Below are 17,654 nucleotides of genomic sequence, written 5' to 3' on the forward strand. Positions count from 1 at the left end.
ATGCAGCATCTGCTCGAACGCATCAAAGCCGGCACTCTGTGGGATTTTCACGGCGGCATCCATCCCCCCGAGAACAAGCACCAGTCAAGCCTGACCCCCGTCGTTGACGCGGGCCTTCCCCCCCAGCTCATCATTCCGGTGCGCCAGCACGCGGGTCCGGCCGGCGAACTGCTGGTGCGGGTGGGGGACAAGGTCAAGAAGGGGCAACCCCTCACCCGTTTTGACAAGGGACGCATCGTGCCGGTGCACGCTTCCACCTCGGGCACCATCACCGCCATCGAGCAGCACACGGTGGCGCACCCCTCCGGTCTTGACGATCTCTGCATCCTCCTCACCCCGGACGGAGACGATGCCTGGGGCGAGCGCACACCCCAGCCTGACTACTGGAACCTGGAGCGGGGGGCGTTGCTCGAGCGCATCCAGCAGGCCGGCATCGCCGGGCTCGGCGGCGCCGTCTTCCCGACCCACAGCAAGCTCGACGGCCGTGGCCAGCTCACCGAGATCCTCATCGTCAACGGGCTGGAGTGCGAACCCTACATCACCACAGATGACCGTCTGATGCAGGAATACGCCGACGAGATCATGGACGGCATCCGGGTACTCAAGCACCTGCTCAAGCCCAAGCTCACCCTGATCGGGGTGGAAGACAACAAACCGGCGGCCATCGAGGCCCTGACCCGCCATGCCAGCGACGCCGACGTGCTGGTCAAGTCGGTACCGACCAAGTACCCCTCCGGCGGCGCCAAACAGACCATCGAGCTGCTCACCGGACGCCAGGTGCCCAAGGGAGGCCGGGCGGTTGACATGGGCATCATGGTGCTCAACGTCGCCACCGTCTTTGCCATCAAGCGCGCCATCATCGATGGGGAGCCGCTCATCGAGCGCATCGTCACCCTCACCGGCGATGCCTTCAAGAAACCCGGCAATGCCTGGGTGCGTCTGGGCACGCCGGTACGCTGGCTGCTCCAGCGTTTCGAGCTGCAACCGGAGGCGGATCAGCGGGTCATCATGGGGGGCCCCATGATGGGCTTCACCCTGCCCCACGCCATGGTCCCCGTGGTCAAGGCCACCAACTGCCTGCTCTCCCCCACCCGCGCCGAGCTGCCGCCCCCCGGCCCGGAACAGGCCTGCATCCGTTGCAGTGCCTGCGCCGATGCCTGCCCCGCCACCCTGCTGCCCCAGGAGCTTTACTGGTACAGCCGGGTCAAGGAGTACGACAAGGCCGAGAAGCTCAACCTCTTTGACTGCATCGAGTGCGGCGCCTGTGCCTGGGTCTGCCCGAGCGAAATCCCCCTGGTGCAGTACTACAAGATCGCCAAGGATGACATCCGCGAGGCCCGTGCCGAGGCCGAGAAGGCCGAACGTGCCAAGCAGCGCTTCGAGGCCAAGCAGGCTCGCTTCGAGCGTGAGAAGGCGGCCCGCGAAGCCCGCCACGCCGAGGCCGCAGCCCAGCGTCGCCAGGCCATGACGACTGCCGGGGGCGAAGATCCGGTCGCCGCCGCCCTGGCCCGTATCAAGGCCAAACAGGAGACGGCCCAGGTGGCCGTGAGTGAACCCGCACCGGACAACGAGGCCATGATTGCCGCCCGTGAGGCGCGCAAGCAGGAGGCCATCGCCCGTCGTGCCGCCAAGGCCGCCAATGGCGAGGGCAATGGGCTGGCTGACACCCCGGCACCAGGGGAGCAACATCCCAAGGCAGAGCTGGATCCCAAGAAGGCCGCCATCGCCGCCGCCCTGGCACGGGCCAAGGCCAAGAAAGCCGCCCAGGCGCAAGGGGACACGCCGATGGATGCGGATAAAACATCCGTGAACACAAGCGATAACGCCGTTGAGGCCCCGGCCGCCGCATCCGAGCCCGCCGCCGAGGTGGACCCCAAGAAGGCGGCCATTGCCGCCGCCATCGCCCGGGCCAAGGCCAAGAAGGCCGCACAGGCGCAAGGTGACGGGCCGGTGGTCGCGGGTGAGACATCCGTGAACACAACCGAACACGCCGTTGAGGCCCCGGCTGCCGCATCCGAGCCCGCCGCCGAGGTGGACCCCAAGAAGGCGGCCATTGCTGCCGCCATCGCCCGGGCCAAGGCCAAGAAAGCCGCCCAGGCGCAAGGTGACGCACCGCTGGACGCAGGTGGCATCTCCGCAAACACAAGCGATACCGCCACCGCCGAGGTGGATCCCAAGAAGGCGGCCATCGCCGCCGCCATCGCCCGGGCCAAGGCCAAGAAGGCTGCTCAGGCGCAAGGTGATGAGCCTGTGGTCGCGGGTGAGACATCCGTGAACACAACCGATAACGCCGTTGAGGCCCTGGCCGCCGCATCCGAGCCCGCCGCAGAGGTGGATCCCAAGAAGGCGGCCATTGCCGCCGCCATCGCCCGGGCCAAGGCCAAGAAAGCCGCCCAGGCGCAAGGTAACGCACCGCTGGACGCAGGTGGCATCTCCGCAAACACAAGCGATACCGCCACCGCCGAGGCCCCTGCCGCCGCATCCGGACCCGCCGCCGAGGTGGACCCCAAGAAGGCGGCCATTGCCGCCGCCATCGCCCGAGCCAAAGCCAAGAAGCTGGCGGCCGAGGCTGCCTCCTCCCCTTCGACCGACAAGAGCCACTGATCCATGTTCAATATCGCGAGTGCGCCCTTTGCCCACAACCGCAAACAGACCCAGACCCTGATGGTGCTGGTGATCCTGGCCTGCCTGCCCGGCTTCCTGGCGCAGACCTGGTTCTTCGGCTGGGGGACCCTGATCCAGATCCTGCTGGCGCTGGTCACGGCCCTGGGTTCGGAGGCCCTGGTCCTTCGCCTGCGCGGCCGGCCCGTCAAACCGGCCCTTCTGGATGGCAGCGCGGCGCTCACCGCCGTGCTCATCGGTCTCTCCCTGCCCCCCCTGCTGCCCTGGTGGATGCTGGTGCTGGGCACGGCGTTCGCCATCATCATCGCCAAGCATCTCTATGGCGGGCTCGGTCAGAACCTGTTCAATCCTGCCATGGTGGCCTATGTGCTGCTGCTGGTCTCCTTCCCGGTCCAGATGACCAGCTGGCTGCCCCCTTCCAGCATCGCCGCCTACGACATCGGCTTCGCCGATGCGGCCTCGGTGATCTTCACCGGCTTCAGCCTCGACGGCTACAGCATGCTGCAGCTCAAGCAGGGGGTGGATGGCCTGACCATGGCCACGCCGCTGGATACCTTAAAGACCGGGCTGACCCAGGGGCTGACCGCCACCGAAGTGATGACCCACAAGGTCTTCGAGGGCTGGGGTGGCATCGGCTGGAGCTGGGTCAACCTCGGCTACCTGCTGGGAGGCCTCTTCCTGCTCCAGCAGAAAGTGATCAACTGGCGCATTCCGACTGCCGTGCTGGGCGCATTGCTGCTCGCTGCCACCCTGGGCTATCTGGCCACCCCGGATGCCACTGCCACCCCCATGCTGCACCTGTTCAGCGGTGCCACCATGCTCGGGGCCTTCTTCATCGCCACCGATCCGGTGAGTGCCAGCACCACCGCAAAGGGGCGCCTCGTCTACGGTGTGCTCATCGGCGTGCTGGTCTATGTCATCCGCCGTTTTGGCGGCTATCCGGATGCCTTCGCCTTCGCCGTGTTGCTGGCCAACCTGTGCGTTCCCCTGATTGACAGTCTGACCCGCCCCAAGGTCTATGGAGCCCGTCGCAAATGAACCCACATCTGAATTGCCGCAGACGCGAGATAGGGAGCCTCCCATGTTGAAAAGCATGCGCAAGAATGGCCTGACCCTGGCCCTCTTTGCCCTCGGCTGCACCGCCATGGTGGTGCTGACCAACGAACTGACCCTGGATCGCATCGCCCACCAGCAAGAGCTGGAGAAGCTGCGCACCCTGCAGGCCCTGCTGCCCGAGGGGAGTTATGACAACGATCTGGTGGCCAGCTGCAAGCTGGTCAGCAGCCGGGAATACCTGGGCAGCAATGAGCCCATGCCCCTCTATACCGCCACCCTCAAGGGGGTGCACACCGGCTACGCGCTGGAAACCGTGGCCCCCGATGGTTACAGTGGAGCCATTCGCATGGTGGTCGGCACCGATGCAAAGGGGGCCGTCAGCGCGGTCAGGGTGCTGGCCCACAAGGAAACCCCGGGACTTGGTGACAAGATAGAGCTGAAGAAATCCAGCTGGATCGACAGCTTCACCGGCAAGTCCCTCACGGCCGACAACGACGCCACCTGGGCCGTGAAGAAAGACGGCGGCGAGTTCGACGCCTTCACCGGCGCCACCATCACCCCCCGGGCGGTGGTCAAGGCGGTGAAGAACCTGTTGCTGCTGCAACAGGAGCACCCAGAGTTGCTGCGCGACGCCCCCGCCTGTGACGCCACCCCCTAACGCCGGAGCACAAGCTATGGAACAAGTCGATGTGATTGACGGGCAGAGCCCGCTCAGCGAGAGCAATGGCCGCCGCGAAGAGCTCAAGGAGCTGATGCTGCAGGGGCTGTGGAAGAACAACCCCTCTCTGGTGCAGGTGCTGGGTCTGTGCCCCACCCTGGCAGTCTCCTCCACCTTCACCAACGCGCTGGGGCTCGGCCTTGCCACCATGGCGGTGCTGGTCAGCTCCAACCTCGCCATCTCCCTGGTGCGCAACTGGGTGCCCAAGGATATCCGCATCCCGGTCTACGTGATGATCATCGCAGCCCTTGTGACCAGCGTGCAGCTGTTGATGAATGCCTACACCTACGGCCTCTATCAGGCGCTCGGCATCTTCATCGCCCTCATCGTCACCAACTGCGTCATCATCGGCCGCGCCGAAGCCTATGCCTCCAAGAACCCGCCCCTGCTTGCCGCCCTCGACGGCTTCATGATGGGGCTGGGCTTTACCCTGGTGCTGCTGGTACTGGGGGGCCTTCGCGAGATCATTGGCATGGGCACCCTGTTTGACGGTGCCGAGCTGCTGCTGGGTGACTGGGCCAAGTCATTGCGCGTCGAGCTGTTCCACGCCGACGCCAGCCTGCTGCTGGCGATCCTGCCCCCCGGCGGCTTCATCGGCCTCGGTTTGATGATCGCCGGCAAAAACGCCATCAACGACTGGATGGGCCGCAAGCAGAGTGCCGAGAAGGCCCACTGCACCGTGCCTGCGGCGGGCGCCCGCACTACCCAGCTCTGAGACAAGAGAGAGCCATGAACAACCAGAAACGCAGGCTGATCCTGGAGCGGTTGCGCGATGACAACCCCCATCCCACCACAGAGCTCAACTTCACCACGCCCTTCGAGCTGCTCATCGCCGTGCTGCTTTCGGCCCAGGCCACCGATGTCAGCGTCAACAAGGCCACCGACAAGCTCTATCCGGTGGCCAACACCCCCCAGGCCATGCTGGAACTGGGGGTGGACGGGGTCAAGGAGTACATCAAGACCATTGGCCTCTTCAACACCAAGGCCGAGAACGTCATCAAGACCTGCGCCATTTTGCTGGAGCGCCACGGCGGCGAGGTGCCGGAGAATCGCGAGGCCCTCGAGGCCCTGCCCGGCGTCGGCCGCAAGACGGCCAACGTGGTGCTCAACACCGCCTTCGGCTGGCCCACCATCGCCGTCGACACCCATATCTTCCGGGTCTCCAACCGCACCGGCTTTGCCGTGGGCAAGAACGTCGATCAGGTGGAGGAGAAGCTGCTCAAGGTGGTCCCCGCCGAGTTCAAGCTGGACGTGCATCACTGGCTCATCCTGCACGGACGTTACACCTGTCTCGCCCGCAAGCCCCGCTGCGGCTCCTGCATCATCGAAGATTTGTGCGAATACAAAGAGAAGGTCTATCCCGAGAGTTGATCTGCAGGCCTCTGCGGATCCGGTCTCGGGCCATGGATTCAAGGCAGTACCAATCCACCAACCCGGAGAATTGAGCAATGAGAATTCTGCATACCATGTTGCGCGTCGGCGATCTGCAACGTTCCATCGACTTCTACACCCGAGTGCTGGGCATGACACTGCTGCGCAAGAGCGAGAACAGCGAATACAAGTACACCCTGGCCTTCGTCGGCTACGGCGACGAGAAGGATGAAGCCGTCATCGAGCTCACCTACAACTGGGGCGTGAGCGAGTACGAGCTCGGTTCCGCCTATGGTCACATCGCCCTGGAAGCGGACGACATCTATGCCACCTGCGAGGCGCTGCGCGCCGCCGGCGCCAAGATCACCCGCGAACCGGGCCCGGTGAAGGGCGGCACCACCGTCATCGCCTTCGTGGAAGACCCGGACGGCTACAAAATTGAGCTGATTGCCAAGAAAGACGCCGGTACCGGCCTGGGCGCCTGAGCCCACGCCGCCTGGCGGTGAGAAAAACAACGGGGCCCAGGGCCCCGTTTTCATTGCCTGCAGCCACCGTCAGGCCAGGCGGAAGCGCCCCATGCTTTGGCGCAGACCCGCCGCCAGCTGGCTCAGCTCCAGACAGGCTTTGGCGGTGTGATCCGCGCCGGTCGCGACCTCGTTGGAGGAGTCGTTGATGCGCGCCACGTTGCGGCCCAGCTCATCGGAGACCGCATCCTGCTCGCCACAGGCACTGGCAATCTGGATCGCCATGTCGGCTATCTGGGCCACCGCCTCTTCAATCTGACGAATGCCCGCACTGGTGCGTTCACTCTGGCTCACGCACTGGCGGATCATCTCGCAACTCTGGCCGGTCACCGACTTCGCCCGATTGGCACGGGCCTGCAGGGTCTCGATGATGGCGACGATTTCGCCGGTGGAGGCCTGGGTACGCCCCGCCAGGGTGCGCACCTCGTCGGCCACCACCGCAAAGCCGCGCCCCTGCTCACCGGCACGGGCCGCCTCGATGGCGGCATTGAGTGCCAGCAGGTTGGTCTGATCGGCAATGCCGCGAATGACATCCACCACCAGGTTGATCTGGGCGGACTCTTTCTCCAGTTCACTCACCAGGTTGCCCGCCTGCTCCATCTCACCGGCCACCCGGGTGATGGCATCCAGTGCCCCCTGCACATCCTGACTGCCGCGGCGAGCCAGGGCATTGGCGGAGCTTGCCGACTCCGAGGCCACCTCGGTGTTGCCCGCCACATCCGCTACCGTCGCCTTCATCTGGGCCATGGCGGTGGCGACCTGGGCTATCTCCTGCTGCTGGCTCTGGATCCCCTGGGATGATTGCTCGGAGACCGCGCTCACCTCCTCGATGGCGGCTCCCAGCTGGGTCACGGCGGCGGCCACCTCCTCGATGAGCCCACGCAGGTTGTCCTGCATCTTGAGGGAGGCGCTGGCCAGCATCCCCAGTTCGTCCTGCCCGATGTGCTGGCGATCCAGCCGATGGGTCAGATCCCCCAGGGCGATGGCATTGGCCTGGGCCACCACGGCTTGCAGGGGCAGGCAGATCTGGCGGGTGAGGAACCAGGTCATGACCCCCATGAAGATCAGCAGGGTCGCGATGCTCACCACGGCAAAGGTCATCACCATGGTGACGCTGCCAAGCAGGCTGCCACGGTTCTCTTCCACAAAGCCAAGATTCACCTTCACCAGGGCACGCACCGCCAGCTCCAGCTCGGTGTAGAGCCCGTTCGAGCGAAACAGCGCCTCCCTGGCCTTATCCCTGCTGCCCTGGAACAACAGGGCATCCACCTGGTTGACGGCCCCCAGATATTGCAGCCACTGCTGCTTGACGCGGTTGAAAGCCTGGCGTTCATGCTCGGCCCCCACGGTTGCCTCGTAGGCATCCATGACCTGCTGCACCTTGCCCAGGCTCTCCTGGATGCGGGCGCGGCGAACCTGCCTGTCGACGGCATCTTCCACCATCAGCAGGGCAAACTGGGCACGGCGCACATAGGAGACGTCGTAGAGCAGGTTGTCCACCGAGAGCACGCTTGGCAGGGTGGAGTCGGTGAAGTTCAATACCCGATCCCGAATGTCCCGCAGTTCGGTGGCGAGAAACAAGCCGAAGACGGCGTTGATGACGGCAATGACCGCAAAGACGGCGGCAATCTTCTTGCCGATGGAGAGATGCTTGTAAGACATGTTGGCTGGTGATCCTCGACTGCAGATGTGCAGTGACACAATGATCACATCCGTGTAAGCGGTGACCCGAGACTCCTGACGGGAAATGACGATGGGAGCGAAGAGAGGGGATCCCTTGCTTCCCGCTCGCCCCACGCCGGGCCTTGTGCCCGCCACGAGGCTGCCAGCACAGGAGCGACCAGCTCGACGCAAAACTTGAGCCGATTGCCACAATCGGTCCGCCGTCATGGACAAAGCAGGGGCCAGGTTATGTAATGGCCGCTCGTCTCTCCCCATTCCTGTCTTCAGAGGCCCCATGGACAACGTATCGACCCTCTCCCCTTCCTGGTCTGTCCAACTGCGCGAGCAGATAGCGGATCGCCCCCTCATCGCCCTGGGGCTGCTGCTCGCCCTGGTCGCCGTGCTGCTGCTCCTGGTGCAGAGTCTCGTCATGCTGGCAGCAGGAGAGATCACACCCGGGGTACGCTATGGCCTCATCGGCGGCGCTGCGGGTTTTGCCGCCACGGCGCTGGGCGCCCTGCCAGCCCTGTTCCTGCGAGCCGTTCCCCAACGGGTGGAAGACGCCATGCTGGGGTTCGCCGCCGGCATGATGCTGGCGGCGAGCGCCTTCTCCCTGCTGCTGCCGGGGCTCGAGGCCGCCGGGGGGATCACGGGTGACAGCTTCCTCGCCGCCGCCGTGGTGGTGGCCGGCATGACCCTCGGGGTGCTGCTGATGCTGGGACTGGATCAATTCACCCCTCACGAACACGACAAGACCGGCCCCTGTGGTCCCGGCCATGAGAGCTGCTCACGGGTCTGGCTGTTCGTCTTCGCCATCGCCCTGCACAACCTGCCCGAAGGCATGGCCATTGGGGTCAGCTTCTCCCAGGGGGACATGACGGTGGGACTGCCCCTCACGACCGCCATTGCCCTGCAGGACATTCCCGAAGGGCTGGCGGTGGCGCTGGCCATGTGCGCAGCCGGTTTTCGCCCGCCGGTGGCCGTGCTGGTCGCCATCGGCAGCGGCCTGCTGGAACCGCTCGGCGCCCTGCTCGGGGTCGGACTCGCCAGCGGCATGGCCATCGCCTACCCCATCGGCCTCGGGCTCGCGGCTGGTGCCATGCTGTTTGTTGTCTCCCACGAGGTGATCCCGGAAACCCATCGCAACGGCCACCAGACCCACGCCACCCTGGGCCTGATGGCAGGCTTCGCCCTGATGATGACACTGGATACAGCCCTGGGGTGAGACGCCGACGCCCCATGCAACCCGTGGTCTCCCACGAGGTGATCCCGGAAACCCATCGTAACGGCCACCAGACCCACGCCACCCTGGGGCTCATGGCGGGCTTCGCCCTGATGATGACCCTCGACACCGCACTCGGCTTATCACCCCCCTCAAGCCCCGTGCGCCCGGTGACGACAGCTCGAACCCCTTGAAATAAGAGGGGGAAATCGCCTAATGTTGAGCCCCCGGCGCCCTTTGACTGGTTGATGTACGGCGCCTGAATCCCATCGGAAGCCTGCCCGGATGACCCTCAGGATAATCCTGCTGCTGTGCCTGCTTGTCCTCACCACCAGGGCCATTGGCGCCACCGAGGTCTTTCATACGGCCGCACAGCAGGCGTCGTCCCCCAAGTACGTGACGCTCCCCGACGGGCATGTCGGCGGGATCTGCGTCGATCTCTTCCGGCTCATGGAAGCGAGGGAGCCTGCCCTTCGCATTGAGGGAGATCAGCGCTTCCTGCCGCTGCGACGGCTGGAAAAGAAGGTGCAGCACGGCCAGCTGGACTTCATCTGCGGCGTGGGGGAGAGCCCGGCCAGGCGGGATCACTTCATCGTCCTGACCCCCGCCATCTTCACGGTGCGCTACCACCTGGCGGTGCGCCGTGACGATCCCGTCGAGATACGCAGCTGGCAGGATGTCAGGGCCCTCGGCCAGGGGGGCATCATCCTCATCAACCATGGCAGCGGCGCCATCGCCCGGCTCCAGGACATCGGCGGCCTCATCATCGACAGCGGCGGGATCAGCAACCAGGCCAACTACGAGAAGTTGTTGATGAAGCGCGGCCGTTTCGTCTACTACCGCTCCCCGGGGTTTGAGTCCGACTTGCGCGAACAGGGGCTGGCCGACAAGATCCGCATCCTCCCCACCGTGATGGAAGAGACTCCCTTCTACATCCTGTTCCATCGCCACAGTGCCCCCGAACGCCTGACCCTGTTCGCCAACACCCTGCAACAGCTCGCAGACAGTGGTGAACTGGCCGCCCTGGCCAGACGCTACCCCTGACCCCCCATCCGCGCCATCGCAATGCTCGGCGCCACCGCCAAGTTTTGCTATCATCCACGCCAACTTTTTCGGCCCAGCGGCCATCGAGACGAGGTAGATGATGAAAGTAGGTATTATCGGCGCCATGGAGCAGGAAGTGGCCCTGCTGCGCAGCCAGCTGAGCGAGCCCACCACCCTGCAACTGGGCGGCTGCGAGTTCTATCAGGGCAAGCTGGCCGGTAAAGAGGTGATCCTGACCCGCTCCGGCATCGGCAAGGTCGCCGCCAGCGTCGCCACCAGCCTGCTGCTGGAGAAGTTCGCTCCCGATTGCGTCATCAACACCGGTTCCGCCGGCGGCTTCGCCCAAGATCTGCACATCGGTGACGTGGTCATCGCGAGCGAGATGCGCTTCCACGACGTGGACGTGACCGCCTTCGGTTACGAGATGGGCCAGATGGCCCAGCAGCCCGCCGCCTTCCCCTGCGACGAAAATCTCATCGCCCTGGCACAAGCCTGCATTGCCGAGCAAGGCAAGCACCAGACCAAGGTCGGGCTCATCTGCACCGGCGATCAGTTCATGTGCAAGCCGGACGCCATCGCGAAAGCCCGTGCCGACTTCCCGCAGATGCTGGCGGTGGAGATGGAAGGGGCCGCCATCGGCCAAGTGTGCCACATGTTCAAGGTGCCCTATCTGGTGGTACGGGCCATGTCGGACATCGCCGGCAAGGAGCAGGTGGAATCCTTTGATGCCTTCATCGAGGTGGCGGGTCAACACTCCGCCGAAGTGATCCTCGCGCTGCTCGGCAAGCTGTGATCGACGCCCCCTCCTGGGATGTCCTGATGACCGCCCTCGCCTCCACGACGGCGGGCATCATGGTGGGGGCCGCCCTGCTGGAGGCCCTGCTGCCCTGGCCCGCACGCTTTCGACCCGGCGCAGCAGTGCCTCTGCTCACCCGCCTCGGCCAGAAGGTCTATCGCCCCGACGGCACGCCACGCCAGCAGAGCCAGGCCGGGCTCCTTGCCCTGCTGGTGGTCTGGGTGCCCTGCGCTGCCGGTCTCTGGGCGGTGCGCAATCTCTCCCTGTCCGAGCCCCTGTTCGACCTCCTGTTCCTGCTGCTGATGCTCGAATCCCGCCCCTTGCGGGAACTCGCCCAGGGGAGCCGCGCCCTGGCGACCCAGGAGACGCTGGTCGTGGCGAGGCTGCAGGTCGCCCCCTGGCTCAAGCGGGAGACCGGCAAGCTCTCGGTGATGGGGTTGAACAAGGCGGTGAGCGAGACCTGCGTACTGCGCCTCGTGGGTCAGTGGGCCGCCCCCCTGCTGGGTTTTGCTCTGGCCGGGGTACAGGGTGCCCTGCTGGTGCGGCTCGCCCAGTTGACCCATCTGGCGTGGAACCCCAAGCAGAACGCGTTCGTCCACTTCGGCCGCCCGGCTGCGGCGCTCTATCAGGGTTTCTGCGCCCCTGCCATCCTGCTGCTGGCGCTCCCCCTGTGCCTGACCCAGGTGCGCGGGCTGGGCAACAGAGTGCGACCTGCGCTGCATTGGCCCCATCCCGCCATGGGGGTCCTGCTCGCGCTGCTGGCCCGGGCCACGGGCAGCCGACTCGGCGGCCCCCGCTACTATCAGGGCCAGCTGGTGCGCTTTCCGGTATTTGATGAGGGGAGCGAACCCGATGCCAACCTGCCCCTGCGCCTGCTGCAGCGTCTGCAACTGACCGGCTGGGGCTGGCTCGGGCTCTCGCTACTCCTGACATGGATGGCGCTCAATCATGGCTGATCGCGTTTCCCTTCGTGCCCTGGGCCTGTTTGTCTGCCTGCTGGGCACCTCACTGTGCGCCATGGCCACCCCGCCGCAGCGCATCGTGAGCCTCACTCCCCATCTGACGGAACTGCTGTTCGATATCGGCGCCGGGGATCGCGTGGTCGCCACCGACGATGCCTCCGATTACCCCGCCGAGGTGGCCAACCTCCCCAGGGTGGCCAACTATCGCAGCATCAACCTCGAGGCGCTGCTGGCCCAGAAGCCGGATCTGGTAGTGGCCTGGAGCTCCGCCCAGGCCCGCATGCTGGGCCCGGTCGAGCGCCTCGGCATCCCCGTCTTCTACTCGGAGCCCACCGACTTTGCCTCCCTGGCCACCGAGATGCGCAGCCTGGGGCACCTTCTCGGGCTCACGCCCAGAGCCGACGAGCAAGCCCGCGCCTATCTGACCCGGCTCGACGCCCTGGCTGCGCGCTACGGCGAGCCCAAGCCCCTGTCGGTCTTCTATCAGCTCTGGTACCCGCCGCTCACCAGCGTCAATAATTCGACCTGGCCGGGGCAGGCCATCACCCTCTGCGGCGGACGCAACATCATGGCGAAGACGGGAGCAGCCTACCCCCAGGTCGGGCTGGAGCAGGTGATCAAGGCCAATCCCGGACTTATCCTGGCTGGCGGCCGGGATCCTTCCGTGCTGGATCACTGGCGGCAGTGGCCCATGCTGGACGCCGTCAAACACCAACGGCTCGCCCTCATCAACGCCGATGAACTGCACCGCTTCACCCCCCGCGCCCTCAACGCGGTGGAGCAGATATGCGAGGCGATAAATTTATCAACGATTTCTTCTCAAACAGATTAATGCTTAATGGCTAACTTGATATACACGCCGAACGTCACGAAAGAAATAGAAGTATATTTATATTATATAAATTCATTTTGTATATATATAAAGCACATTGACTATTGTGTGCAAAACAATCAACTTTTACTAATCGCATTCTTTCTATATAAATGGACAATCTCACAATCTGACTCATCAACAAAGTTTAGAGCTTCAGGATATGTGGATTTCATTGTTTTGAAAAACTCTATCATAATATCGATAGCAGGCTTAACTATCTTCTCACCCATACCATCATCCTCAAATGAATACACGATAGTGTTGATGAATGAGAAAAAATAATTTATTGATCCTACGAGAACCCTATGGATATGATGTTGGCGGGTTTCTGATATGTAAGTAAGGTATTCGAAATGCTTTTGCATTAATTCAGATATATCATCACGCCCAGTTCCTACAGCATTCCAATCAGATATGAACTTATCCATGATTTCATCAAAAAAATCATATGCCATAAGGAGCTCTATATCGTTTCTTTTAACATCTAATACTGAGAAAAATTCATTATAAATATTGCTAGTCAATTTATTCTTATCAACTACCACACCACTATTGACGACAAAATTATTAATGTGTAGCGGAACCGTGCCTTCGATCGCTGCACCATCACTACAATTGTAACAAGTTACATCTTTATTTGACCTTAACAAGGACTCCATAGACTTTATGGAAACACAGAAAAGTCGATTCGCAGTGACAGAGCCTCCAAAGTTACCAGGTATTATATGACTACCACTTTGAGTCACCAGTTTTGTTAGTTTCTCAATCGGGTTACCGTGTTCATCATAGTAAGCACTATGTTTGGAGTGATGGTGTGAAGATTCTTTATAACCATTGTCAATACCACACAAAAATATCTCTTTAAACCCTAATGTAATTGCATAGCTTAACCCAGTATTACCAACTAATGGATTAACCCCATTTAAATGATGAAAATTATTTATTTCATCATAGTTTCTTGCTAAAAGAGAATACATTGGCTCATGGGGCTTAAATCCTACAGCCATCCGATTGAAATGTTTCTTACATGCAGGGTGAATAATATCCACACTCAGAAATAATATATCACGCAAATACTCTTCGTCATTTAGCAAGGATAAGAAATCAGCTGAACTTTTTGTTCTTTCGACAGCGAGCAAGACATCTGGCTTTATACCAGCTTTATGTAAAGCTGTAATGCTACTGCCACACGCAAATATAAAGAACCGCCCCTGATTTTCCTGAATAAAGGAGAGTGAATCATCTAAAGAAGGTCCATTTCCAACAATCAATGCAGGCAAGCCTTCATTAAATCGCGAGACATCTTTATTTTTCAATAAGAAGGGAACCCTATTTTCAATGTTTTTTGCACTATGGGCTATAGCAAATAGATTATCATCGAAGAAGCCCCAACCAGACTTAAGAAGATAAAATTCTTTTTTTATTCTATCGGTCAAAGAGAATATTTTCTCCGAAGGATAGTGCCAAAAGCCAAATAGACTAGAAATCCAAAATGCACCTCGCTTATGTAAAACGGGTAACAAATCCTCCATCAAGCTATCTTCATCTTGTCCCAAAAATAAATGAAGACTCAATTTCTCCTCACTTAGATGCTGAAGCAAAGAATACCAGTCAAATGCAAACAATGATGCATAAAAAAGATCAAGATCTGGCTCAAAAACAAATAAATTTTTAACGCTGCATCTTTCATAGAGGTAGGATAACGGGTATCCCAGTCCAATCCCGAACATCATTACCATTGGGACATGGGCTGGAATTGTGGTTAGTTTTTCAAGTGAACGTTCAGACTCCTTGTACAGTTCACATAGTTTATTTAAATATTGAACATGCGCTTGATTGAATAAATCATTTTCCACACTAAAGGAAAATTTATCCATCTTCGAACGGCATAAAATTTGTTCTATTTGTGCCTCTGAGTATTCATAGGGATTATCGCCATAAAAAGAAACTTCATTGTCGAGCCACAATATATTAGGTATTCCATTCTCATTGCAAAAGAAACGAAATGGACGAGCGGGATTATAATCCTTGAATTTTTCATAAACAGAGGGAATGAAATTCTGAAATGCAGCCATATTCCTATCAAAACGAACAGGGAGTACATCAATCATAGCCTGCTCTTGTTCTTTCTGTTGTTGCAAACGCATGATTTCATTTTCGATATGCTGAATATCTTTATCCATATCCATGAAGCAGTCCTATCTATCTTGAATGAACTTTATAAAGTTGAGTAGCTTTGTCCGCAATGACTATATCGTGTAACTGGCGCTGTAATTCGACTTTCTTCTTAGAAACAATTACCATAAGTTCTTTATTTTCATCGAATATATCTTTGGCAGCATCAATCAAGTCCGTAGAATAGTTATTCTTCAATACAATTTGTTGTAACAAGATCAACTGCTCATCCATTACTTGATGAGCAAGCTCCAAATTATCTTCGGTAATAGCCAACTCAAGTCTGAGTACAGACTCTCTCAAAGCTTCTGCGTGTGTCATACACTTGCCTGTTGACTTAGTGCCTGAATTCTGTCTTCTACTGGTATGGAGTCCCATCCGCTCTTTATTGTCAACATGAGTTGACCGACTTCCTCCAGAGGTGCAACAGCCATATTAAGGCCTGCATCCAACAAACGCTGCTTCATATAGTCATAAAGCGCAAATAAATCTTCAGGTACTTTACCGTATGAGAGGTCCAAGGCATCCTGTAATCCATTGATCAATGCCATGCATTTAGAGATGGCTATAGATTTACCTTCAAAATCCTTGCGCTCTATTGCCCCTTTCGCTTGGGCAAGACGCTCAATACAGCCTTGCATCATCAATTGAATAACGCGATAAGGATCAGCCACAGCCATTTCGGCTTGAAGATTCTGGGTTGTGTAAGCTTTAATATGCTTGCGATACATAATATCTCCTCCTCACTCGGAATCGCCAAAATACAAATCAAGATGATGAGTTTGAGGTATGAATAAGGCTCAAGTAAGATGCTGACTGGTTCATTTTGGCAAGTAGAGTATCAAGGCCACCATACCGAGCACGTAAACTAGCCTCATATTTCACTAATTGTGCTGATGCATCTGACTCTTTCTGTGCCAAGGCGCGTAAATCTGTGTTAAGGGAGTCTTCTCGTTGAGCAAGCAATCCACCTGTTTTCGAATAATCTTCGAGAGATGTTGCCAGTTGACCGGCAACCCCTTTCTCACCACCGAAAATGGCTACTACCTGTTCAAAGTTTTTATCTAGCGCCTCATCAAACTTTTCGCTATCAAGAGAGAGAACCCCCTTGTTGTCCATCTTTATCCCAAGCTGGAAGATTGTATCGAATACGTTCGAATTCTCAGACGGGGTGATAAGGATGCTACTCATCTGATTGATCACACTGCGTGTTACTGAATCCCCGGCCAAGGCACCACCATCATCCTGGCTTTCACCTGCCACGATGCTATTACGCTTCCCTAATCCGTCAGCCTTACTCACCAATGTGTTGTAACCATCGATGAAGCTCTTGATCATGGATTTTATGCCATCTTTATCCGTGGTGACATCAACCTTGTTTGACTTTGCATTACCATCAGTGTCTTTGTCTGATTCACGCAGCACGGTGACCTTTAGCCCCATGATAGTGCCATCAAAAGTATTGGTATCACTGCTGAGTACACTACCATCAACGGTTATTTCTGCATTACTGGCACTTTGGGTTTTGGTGAGAGAGGAAGCAAAACTGCTCACGCCTGCAGTACTACCCGTAATCTGTAGATCTTTTCCGGTACCACTGACTCCTGAATCCATTACCAGCTTGGCCTTGCCATCCGCTGTATTGATGATATTCGCAGTCAATCCAAAATTATCGCCATTATTATTGATTTTCTTTCGAATGGTTTGCAGCGAATCACCAGCTTTGACTTCTACATTGAACTTTTTGTCCCCTGCGGTAAAAGTCAGAGTACCGTCTTCCGTTGCAAGCGCTGTGGTCGAACTGTCAAAAGTCCCTTCGAATTTGCTGGTTGTCGCCAATTTATTGACAGTGATATTGTACTGGCCATTTGATGCACCAGCCTTGCTCTCCACTTTGAGAATGGGGTTGTCTTTATCTTGAGTAATATTGACGGCTCGCTTGTTGAATGCATCCGTCTTCGCCATATCTTTGAGGGTCGTGACATAGGAGGCAATCGCAGATTTCAATTGGCCCACCCCGGAGAGCGTGATCTGGGCATTGGTCTTCTTGGTCGTGATTGGCTGCTGAAGCTGTGCCTTTCTGGCATTCAAACTGGCAGAGATCACACTCTCCAGATCGATACCGGACCCTGCGCCAGCAGATGTTATCGTTGCCATTGTCTGTTCTCCTCACTAGTCATTAACCGCTCATATCTCACTATCAAACAACAAACCAACTCTGGGATTGGCGCCAGCCTCACCTTGTACCAAAGCCTGGATCCGCTTGTTGATAGCAATGAGCTCTTCGCTGGGGATCTGACGGATCACCGTCCTGGTATCCGCATCAACTACCTTGATCACCACTTGCTCCAGCTCCTTCTCCATACTGAAATTTACGGTCCACCCCTGTTGTTGAACAAAGTCTTGCAAGTTTTGTACCTGCTTGGCAAGTTCTGTCGCACTTTGCGGTATTGGGTGAGCACTCTCATTTTTTTCCTGCTGCCCGCCGTTTCTTGCCTCCTCAACCGTACCAGAAAGTAATTGAGCGGCCACTTGGCCGCTCTTGTCACTTAGCTGTACGGAAGCACCACTGGCAGATGACAGATTTGCGAGTTCAGTTGTCATCTCTTCTCTCCCATCTCAATCCAG

18 protein-coding genes are annotated in these 17,654 nt (G+C 58.5%); 12 read left to right on the forward strand and 6 right to left on the reverse strand.

All coding sequences use genetic code 11. The features are described from left to right. The 6 genes from rsxC to gloA all read left to right on the forward strand — a co-directional run bounded on the left by rsxC (position 1) and on the right by gloA (position 6,252). A complete protein-coding gene (gene rsxC, locus AB5Y80_RS17955; RefSeq protein ID WP_368173298.1) occupies positions 1-2,604 on the forward strand; it encodes an electron transport complex subunit RsxC in 2,604 nt (867 codons plus the stop codon). A gap of 3 nt (positions 2,605-2,607) precedes the next feature. Continuing rightward, positions 2,608-3,660: an electron transport complex subunit RsxD gene (rsxD, locus tag AB5Y80_RS17960; protein ID WP_010674314.1), complete on the forward strand. Its 1,053-nt coding sequence runs from the start codon at positions 2,608-2,610 to the stop codon at positions 3,658-3,660. A 43-nt stretch (positions 3,661-3,703) separates the two neighbouring features. Continuing rightward, positions 3,704-4,336: an electron transport complex subunit RsxG gene (gene rsxG, locus AB5Y80_RS17965; RefSeq protein ID WP_368173299.1), complete on the forward strand. Its 633-nt coding sequence runs from the start codon at positions 3,704-3,706 to the stop codon at positions 4,334-4,336. A 16-nt stretch (positions 4,337-4,352) separates the two neighbouring features. Further along, complete coding sequence (locus tag AB5Y80_RS17970) at positions 4,353-5,111, forward strand: electron transport complex subunit E (RefSeq protein ID WP_277856830.1); 759 nt, start codon at positions 4,353-4,355, stop codon at positions 5,109-5,111. A 14-nt stretch (positions 5,112-5,125) separates the two neighbouring features. After that, complete coding sequence (nth, locus tag AB5Y80_RS17975; RefSeq protein WP_042863644.1) at positions 5,126-5,767, forward strand: endonuclease III; 642 nt, start codon at positions 5,126-5,128, stop codon at positions 5,765-5,767. Between the two features lie 77 nt (positions 5,768-5,844). Continuing rightward, on the forward strand, positions 5,845-6,252 hold the full coding sequence (gene gloA / locus AB5Y80_RS17980; RefSeq protein ID WP_010674310.1) for a lactoylglutathione lyase: 408 nt from the start codon (positions 5,845-5,847) through the stop codon (positions 6,250-6,252). 69 nt (positions 6,253-6,321) lie between these two features. Here the strand turns inward: gloA and AB5Y80_RS17985 are convergent, their stop codons facing one another. Continuing rightward, a complete protein-coding gene (locus AB5Y80_RS17985) occupies positions 6,322-7,953 on the reverse strand; it encodes a methyl-accepting chemotaxis protein (protein ID WP_368173300.1) in 1,632 nt (543 codons plus the stop codon). A 295-nt stretch (positions 7,954-8,248) separates the two neighbouring features. Here AB5Y80_RS17985 and AB5Y80_RS17990 point away from each other — a divergent pair, with 295 nt between their 5' ends. The 6 genes from AB5Y80_RS17990 (at position 8,249) to AB5Y80_RS18015 (ending at position 12,809) form a co-directional block, all read left to right on the forward strand. Next, complete coding sequence (locus AB5Y80_RS17990; RefSeq protein ID WP_368173301.1) at positions 8,249-9,178, forward strand: ZIP family metal transporter; 930 nt, start codon at positions 8,249-8,251, stop codon at positions 9,176-9,178. Then, on the forward strand, positions 9,175-9,369 hold the full coding sequence (locus AB5Y80_RS17995; protein WP_323941660.1) for a hypothetical protein: 195 nt from the start codon (positions 9,175-9,177) through the stop codon (positions 9,367-9,369). The genes AB5Y80_RS17990 and AB5Y80_RS17995 overlap by 4 nt, the downstream gene beginning before the upstream one ends. A gap of 91 nt (positions 9,370-9,460) precedes the next feature. Next, positions 9,461-10,219 carry a transporter substrate-binding domain-containing protein gene (locus tag AB5Y80_RS18000; RefSeq protein ID WP_323941650.1) on the forward strand — a complete coding sequence of 253 codons (759 nt, stop codon included), beginning with the start codon at positions 9,461-9,463 and terminating at the stop codon, positions 10,217-10,219. 100 nt (positions 10,220-10,319) lie between these two features. Beyond that, positions 10,320-11,012, forward strand: a complete 693-nt coding sequence (mtnN, locus tag AB5Y80_RS18005; protein WP_323941651.1) for a 5'-methylthioadenosine/S-adenosylhomocysteine nucleosidase — start codon at positions 10,320-10,322, stop codon at positions 11,010-11,012. 26 nt (positions 11,013-11,038) lie between these two features. Continuing rightward, positions 11,039-11,971 (forward strand): cobalamin biosynthesis protein, encoded by a 933-nt coding sequence (locus AB5Y80_RS18010; protein WP_323941652.1) that lies wholly within the window; start codon positions 11,039-11,041, stop codon positions 11,969-11,971. Positions 11,972-12,032: 61 nt separating this feature from the next. Beyond that, positions 12,033-12,809: a cobalamin-binding protein gene (locus AB5Y80_RS18015; protein ID WP_368173326.1), complete on the forward strand. Its 777-nt coding sequence runs from the start codon at positions 12,033-12,035 to the stop codon at positions 12,807-12,809. A gap of 119 nt (positions 12,810-12,928) precedes the next feature. Here the strand turns inward: AB5Y80_RS18015 and AB5Y80_RS18020 are convergent, their stop codons facing one another. From AB5Y80_RS18020 to AB5Y80_RS18040, 5 genes are read right to left on the reverse strand one after another with little or no spacing between them, the layout of a single operon-like run. Beyond that, positions 12,929-15,040: a 6-hydroxymethylpterin diphosphokinase MptE-like protein gene (locus AB5Y80_RS18020; protein ID WP_323942759.1), complete on the reverse strand. Its 2,112-nt coding sequence runs from the start codon at positions 15,038-15,040 to the stop codon at positions 12,929-12,931. A gap of 13 nt (positions 15,041-15,053) precedes the next feature. Then, complete coding sequence (locus tag AB5Y80_RS18025; protein ID WP_323942761.1) at positions 15,054-15,347, reverse strand: hypothetical protein; 294 nt, start codon at positions 15,345-15,347, stop codon at positions 15,054-15,056. Further along, complete coding sequence (gene fliS / locus AB5Y80_RS18030) at positions 15,344-15,757, reverse strand: flagellar export chaperone FliS (RefSeq protein WP_322131089.1); 414 nt, start codon at positions 15,755-15,757, stop codon at positions 15,344-15,346. Before fliS ends, AB5Y80_RS18025 begins: the two co-directional genes overlap by 4 nt. Before the next feature lie 37 nt (positions 15,758-15,794). Next, the gene (fliD, locus tag AB5Y80_RS18035) at positions 15,795-17,183 is read right to left on the reverse strand and encodes a flagellar filament capping protein FliD (RefSeq protein ID WP_323942762.1); all 1,389 of its coding nucleotides are present in this window, start codon (positions 17,181-17,183) and stop codon (positions 15,795-15,797) included. Positions 17,184-17,213: 30 nt separating this feature from the next. After that, positions 17,214-17,630 carry a flagellar protein FlaG gene (locus tag AB5Y80_RS18040; RefSeq protein ID WP_368173302.1) on the reverse strand — a complete coding sequence of 139 codons (417 nt, stop codon included), beginning with the start codon at positions 17,628-17,630 and terminating at the stop codon, positions 17,214-17,216. Between the last annotated feature and the right edge of the window lie 24 nt (positions 17,631-17,654).

The sequence above is a fragment of the Aeromonas sp. R2-1 genome (assembly GCF_040908425.1).
In the GTDB taxonomy this organism is placed as follows: Bacteria; Pseudomonadota; Gammaproteobacteria; order Enterobacterales; family Aeromonadaceae; genus Aeromonas; species Aeromonas caviae.

Coding starts and splice junctions, on each gene's coding strand:
- rsxC (WP_368173298.1), top strand. CDS start 1: ATGCAGCATCTGCTCGAACGCATCAAAGCCGGCACTCTGTGGGATTTT.
- rsxD (WP_010674314.1), top strand. CDS start 2,608: ATGTTCAATATCGCGAGTGCGCCCTTTGCCCACAACCGCAAACAGACC.
- rsxG (WP_368173299.1), top strand. CDS start 3,704: ATGTTGAAAAGCATGCGCAAGAATGGCCTGACCCTGGCCCTCTTTGCC.
- AB5Y80_RS17970 (WP_277856830.1), top strand. CDS start 4,353: ATGGAACAAGTCGATGTGATTGACGGGCAGAGCCCGCTCAGCGAGAGC.
- nth (WP_042863644.1), top strand. CDS start 5,126: ATGAACAACCAGAAACGCAGGCTGATCCTGGAGCGGTTGCGCGATGAC.
- gloA (WP_010674310.1), top strand. CDS start 5,845: ATGAGAATTCTGCATACCATGTTGCGCGTCGGCGATCTGCAACGTTCC.
- AB5Y80_RS17985 (WP_368173300.1), bottom strand. CDS start 7,953: ATGTCTTACAAGCATCTCTCCATCGGCAAGAAGATTGCCGCCGTCTTT.
- AB5Y80_RS17990 (WP_368173301.1), top strand. CDS start 8,249: ATGGACAACGTATCGACCCTCTCCCCTTCCTGGTCTGTCCAACTGCGC.
- AB5Y80_RS18000 (WP_323941650.1), top strand. CDS start 9,461: ATGACCCTCAGGATAATCCTGCTGCTGTGCCTGCTTGTCCTCACCACC.
- mtnN (WP_323941651.1), top strand. CDS start 10,320: ATGAAAGTAGGTATTATCGGCGCCATGGAGCAGGAAGTGGCCCTGCTG.
- AB5Y80_RS18010 (WP_323941652.1), top strand. CDS start 11,039: ATGACCGCCCTCGCCTCCACGACGGCGGGCATCATGGTGGGGGCCGCC.
- AB5Y80_RS18015 (WP_368173326.1), top strand. CDS start 12,033: ATGGCCACCCCGCCGCAGCGCATCGTGAGCCTCACTCCCCATCTGACG.
- AB5Y80_RS18020 (WP_323942759.1), bottom strand. CDS start 15,040: ATGGATATGGATAAAGATATTCAGCATATCGAAAATGAAATCATGCGT.
- AB5Y80_RS18025 (WP_323942761.1), bottom strand. CDS start 15,347: ATGACACACGCAGAAGCTTTGAGAGAGTCTGTACTCAGACTTGAGTTG.
- fliS (WP_322131089.1), bottom strand. CDS start 15,757: ATGTATCGCAAGCATATTAAAGCTTACACAACCCAGAATCTTCAAGCC.
- fliD (WP_323942762.1), bottom strand. CDS start 17,183: ATGGCAACGATAACATCTGCTGGCGCAGGGTCCGGTATCGATCTGGAG.
- AB5Y80_RS18040 (WP_368173302.1), bottom strand. CDS start 17,630: ATGACAACTGAACTCGCAAATCTGTCATCTGCCAGTGGTGCTTCCGTA.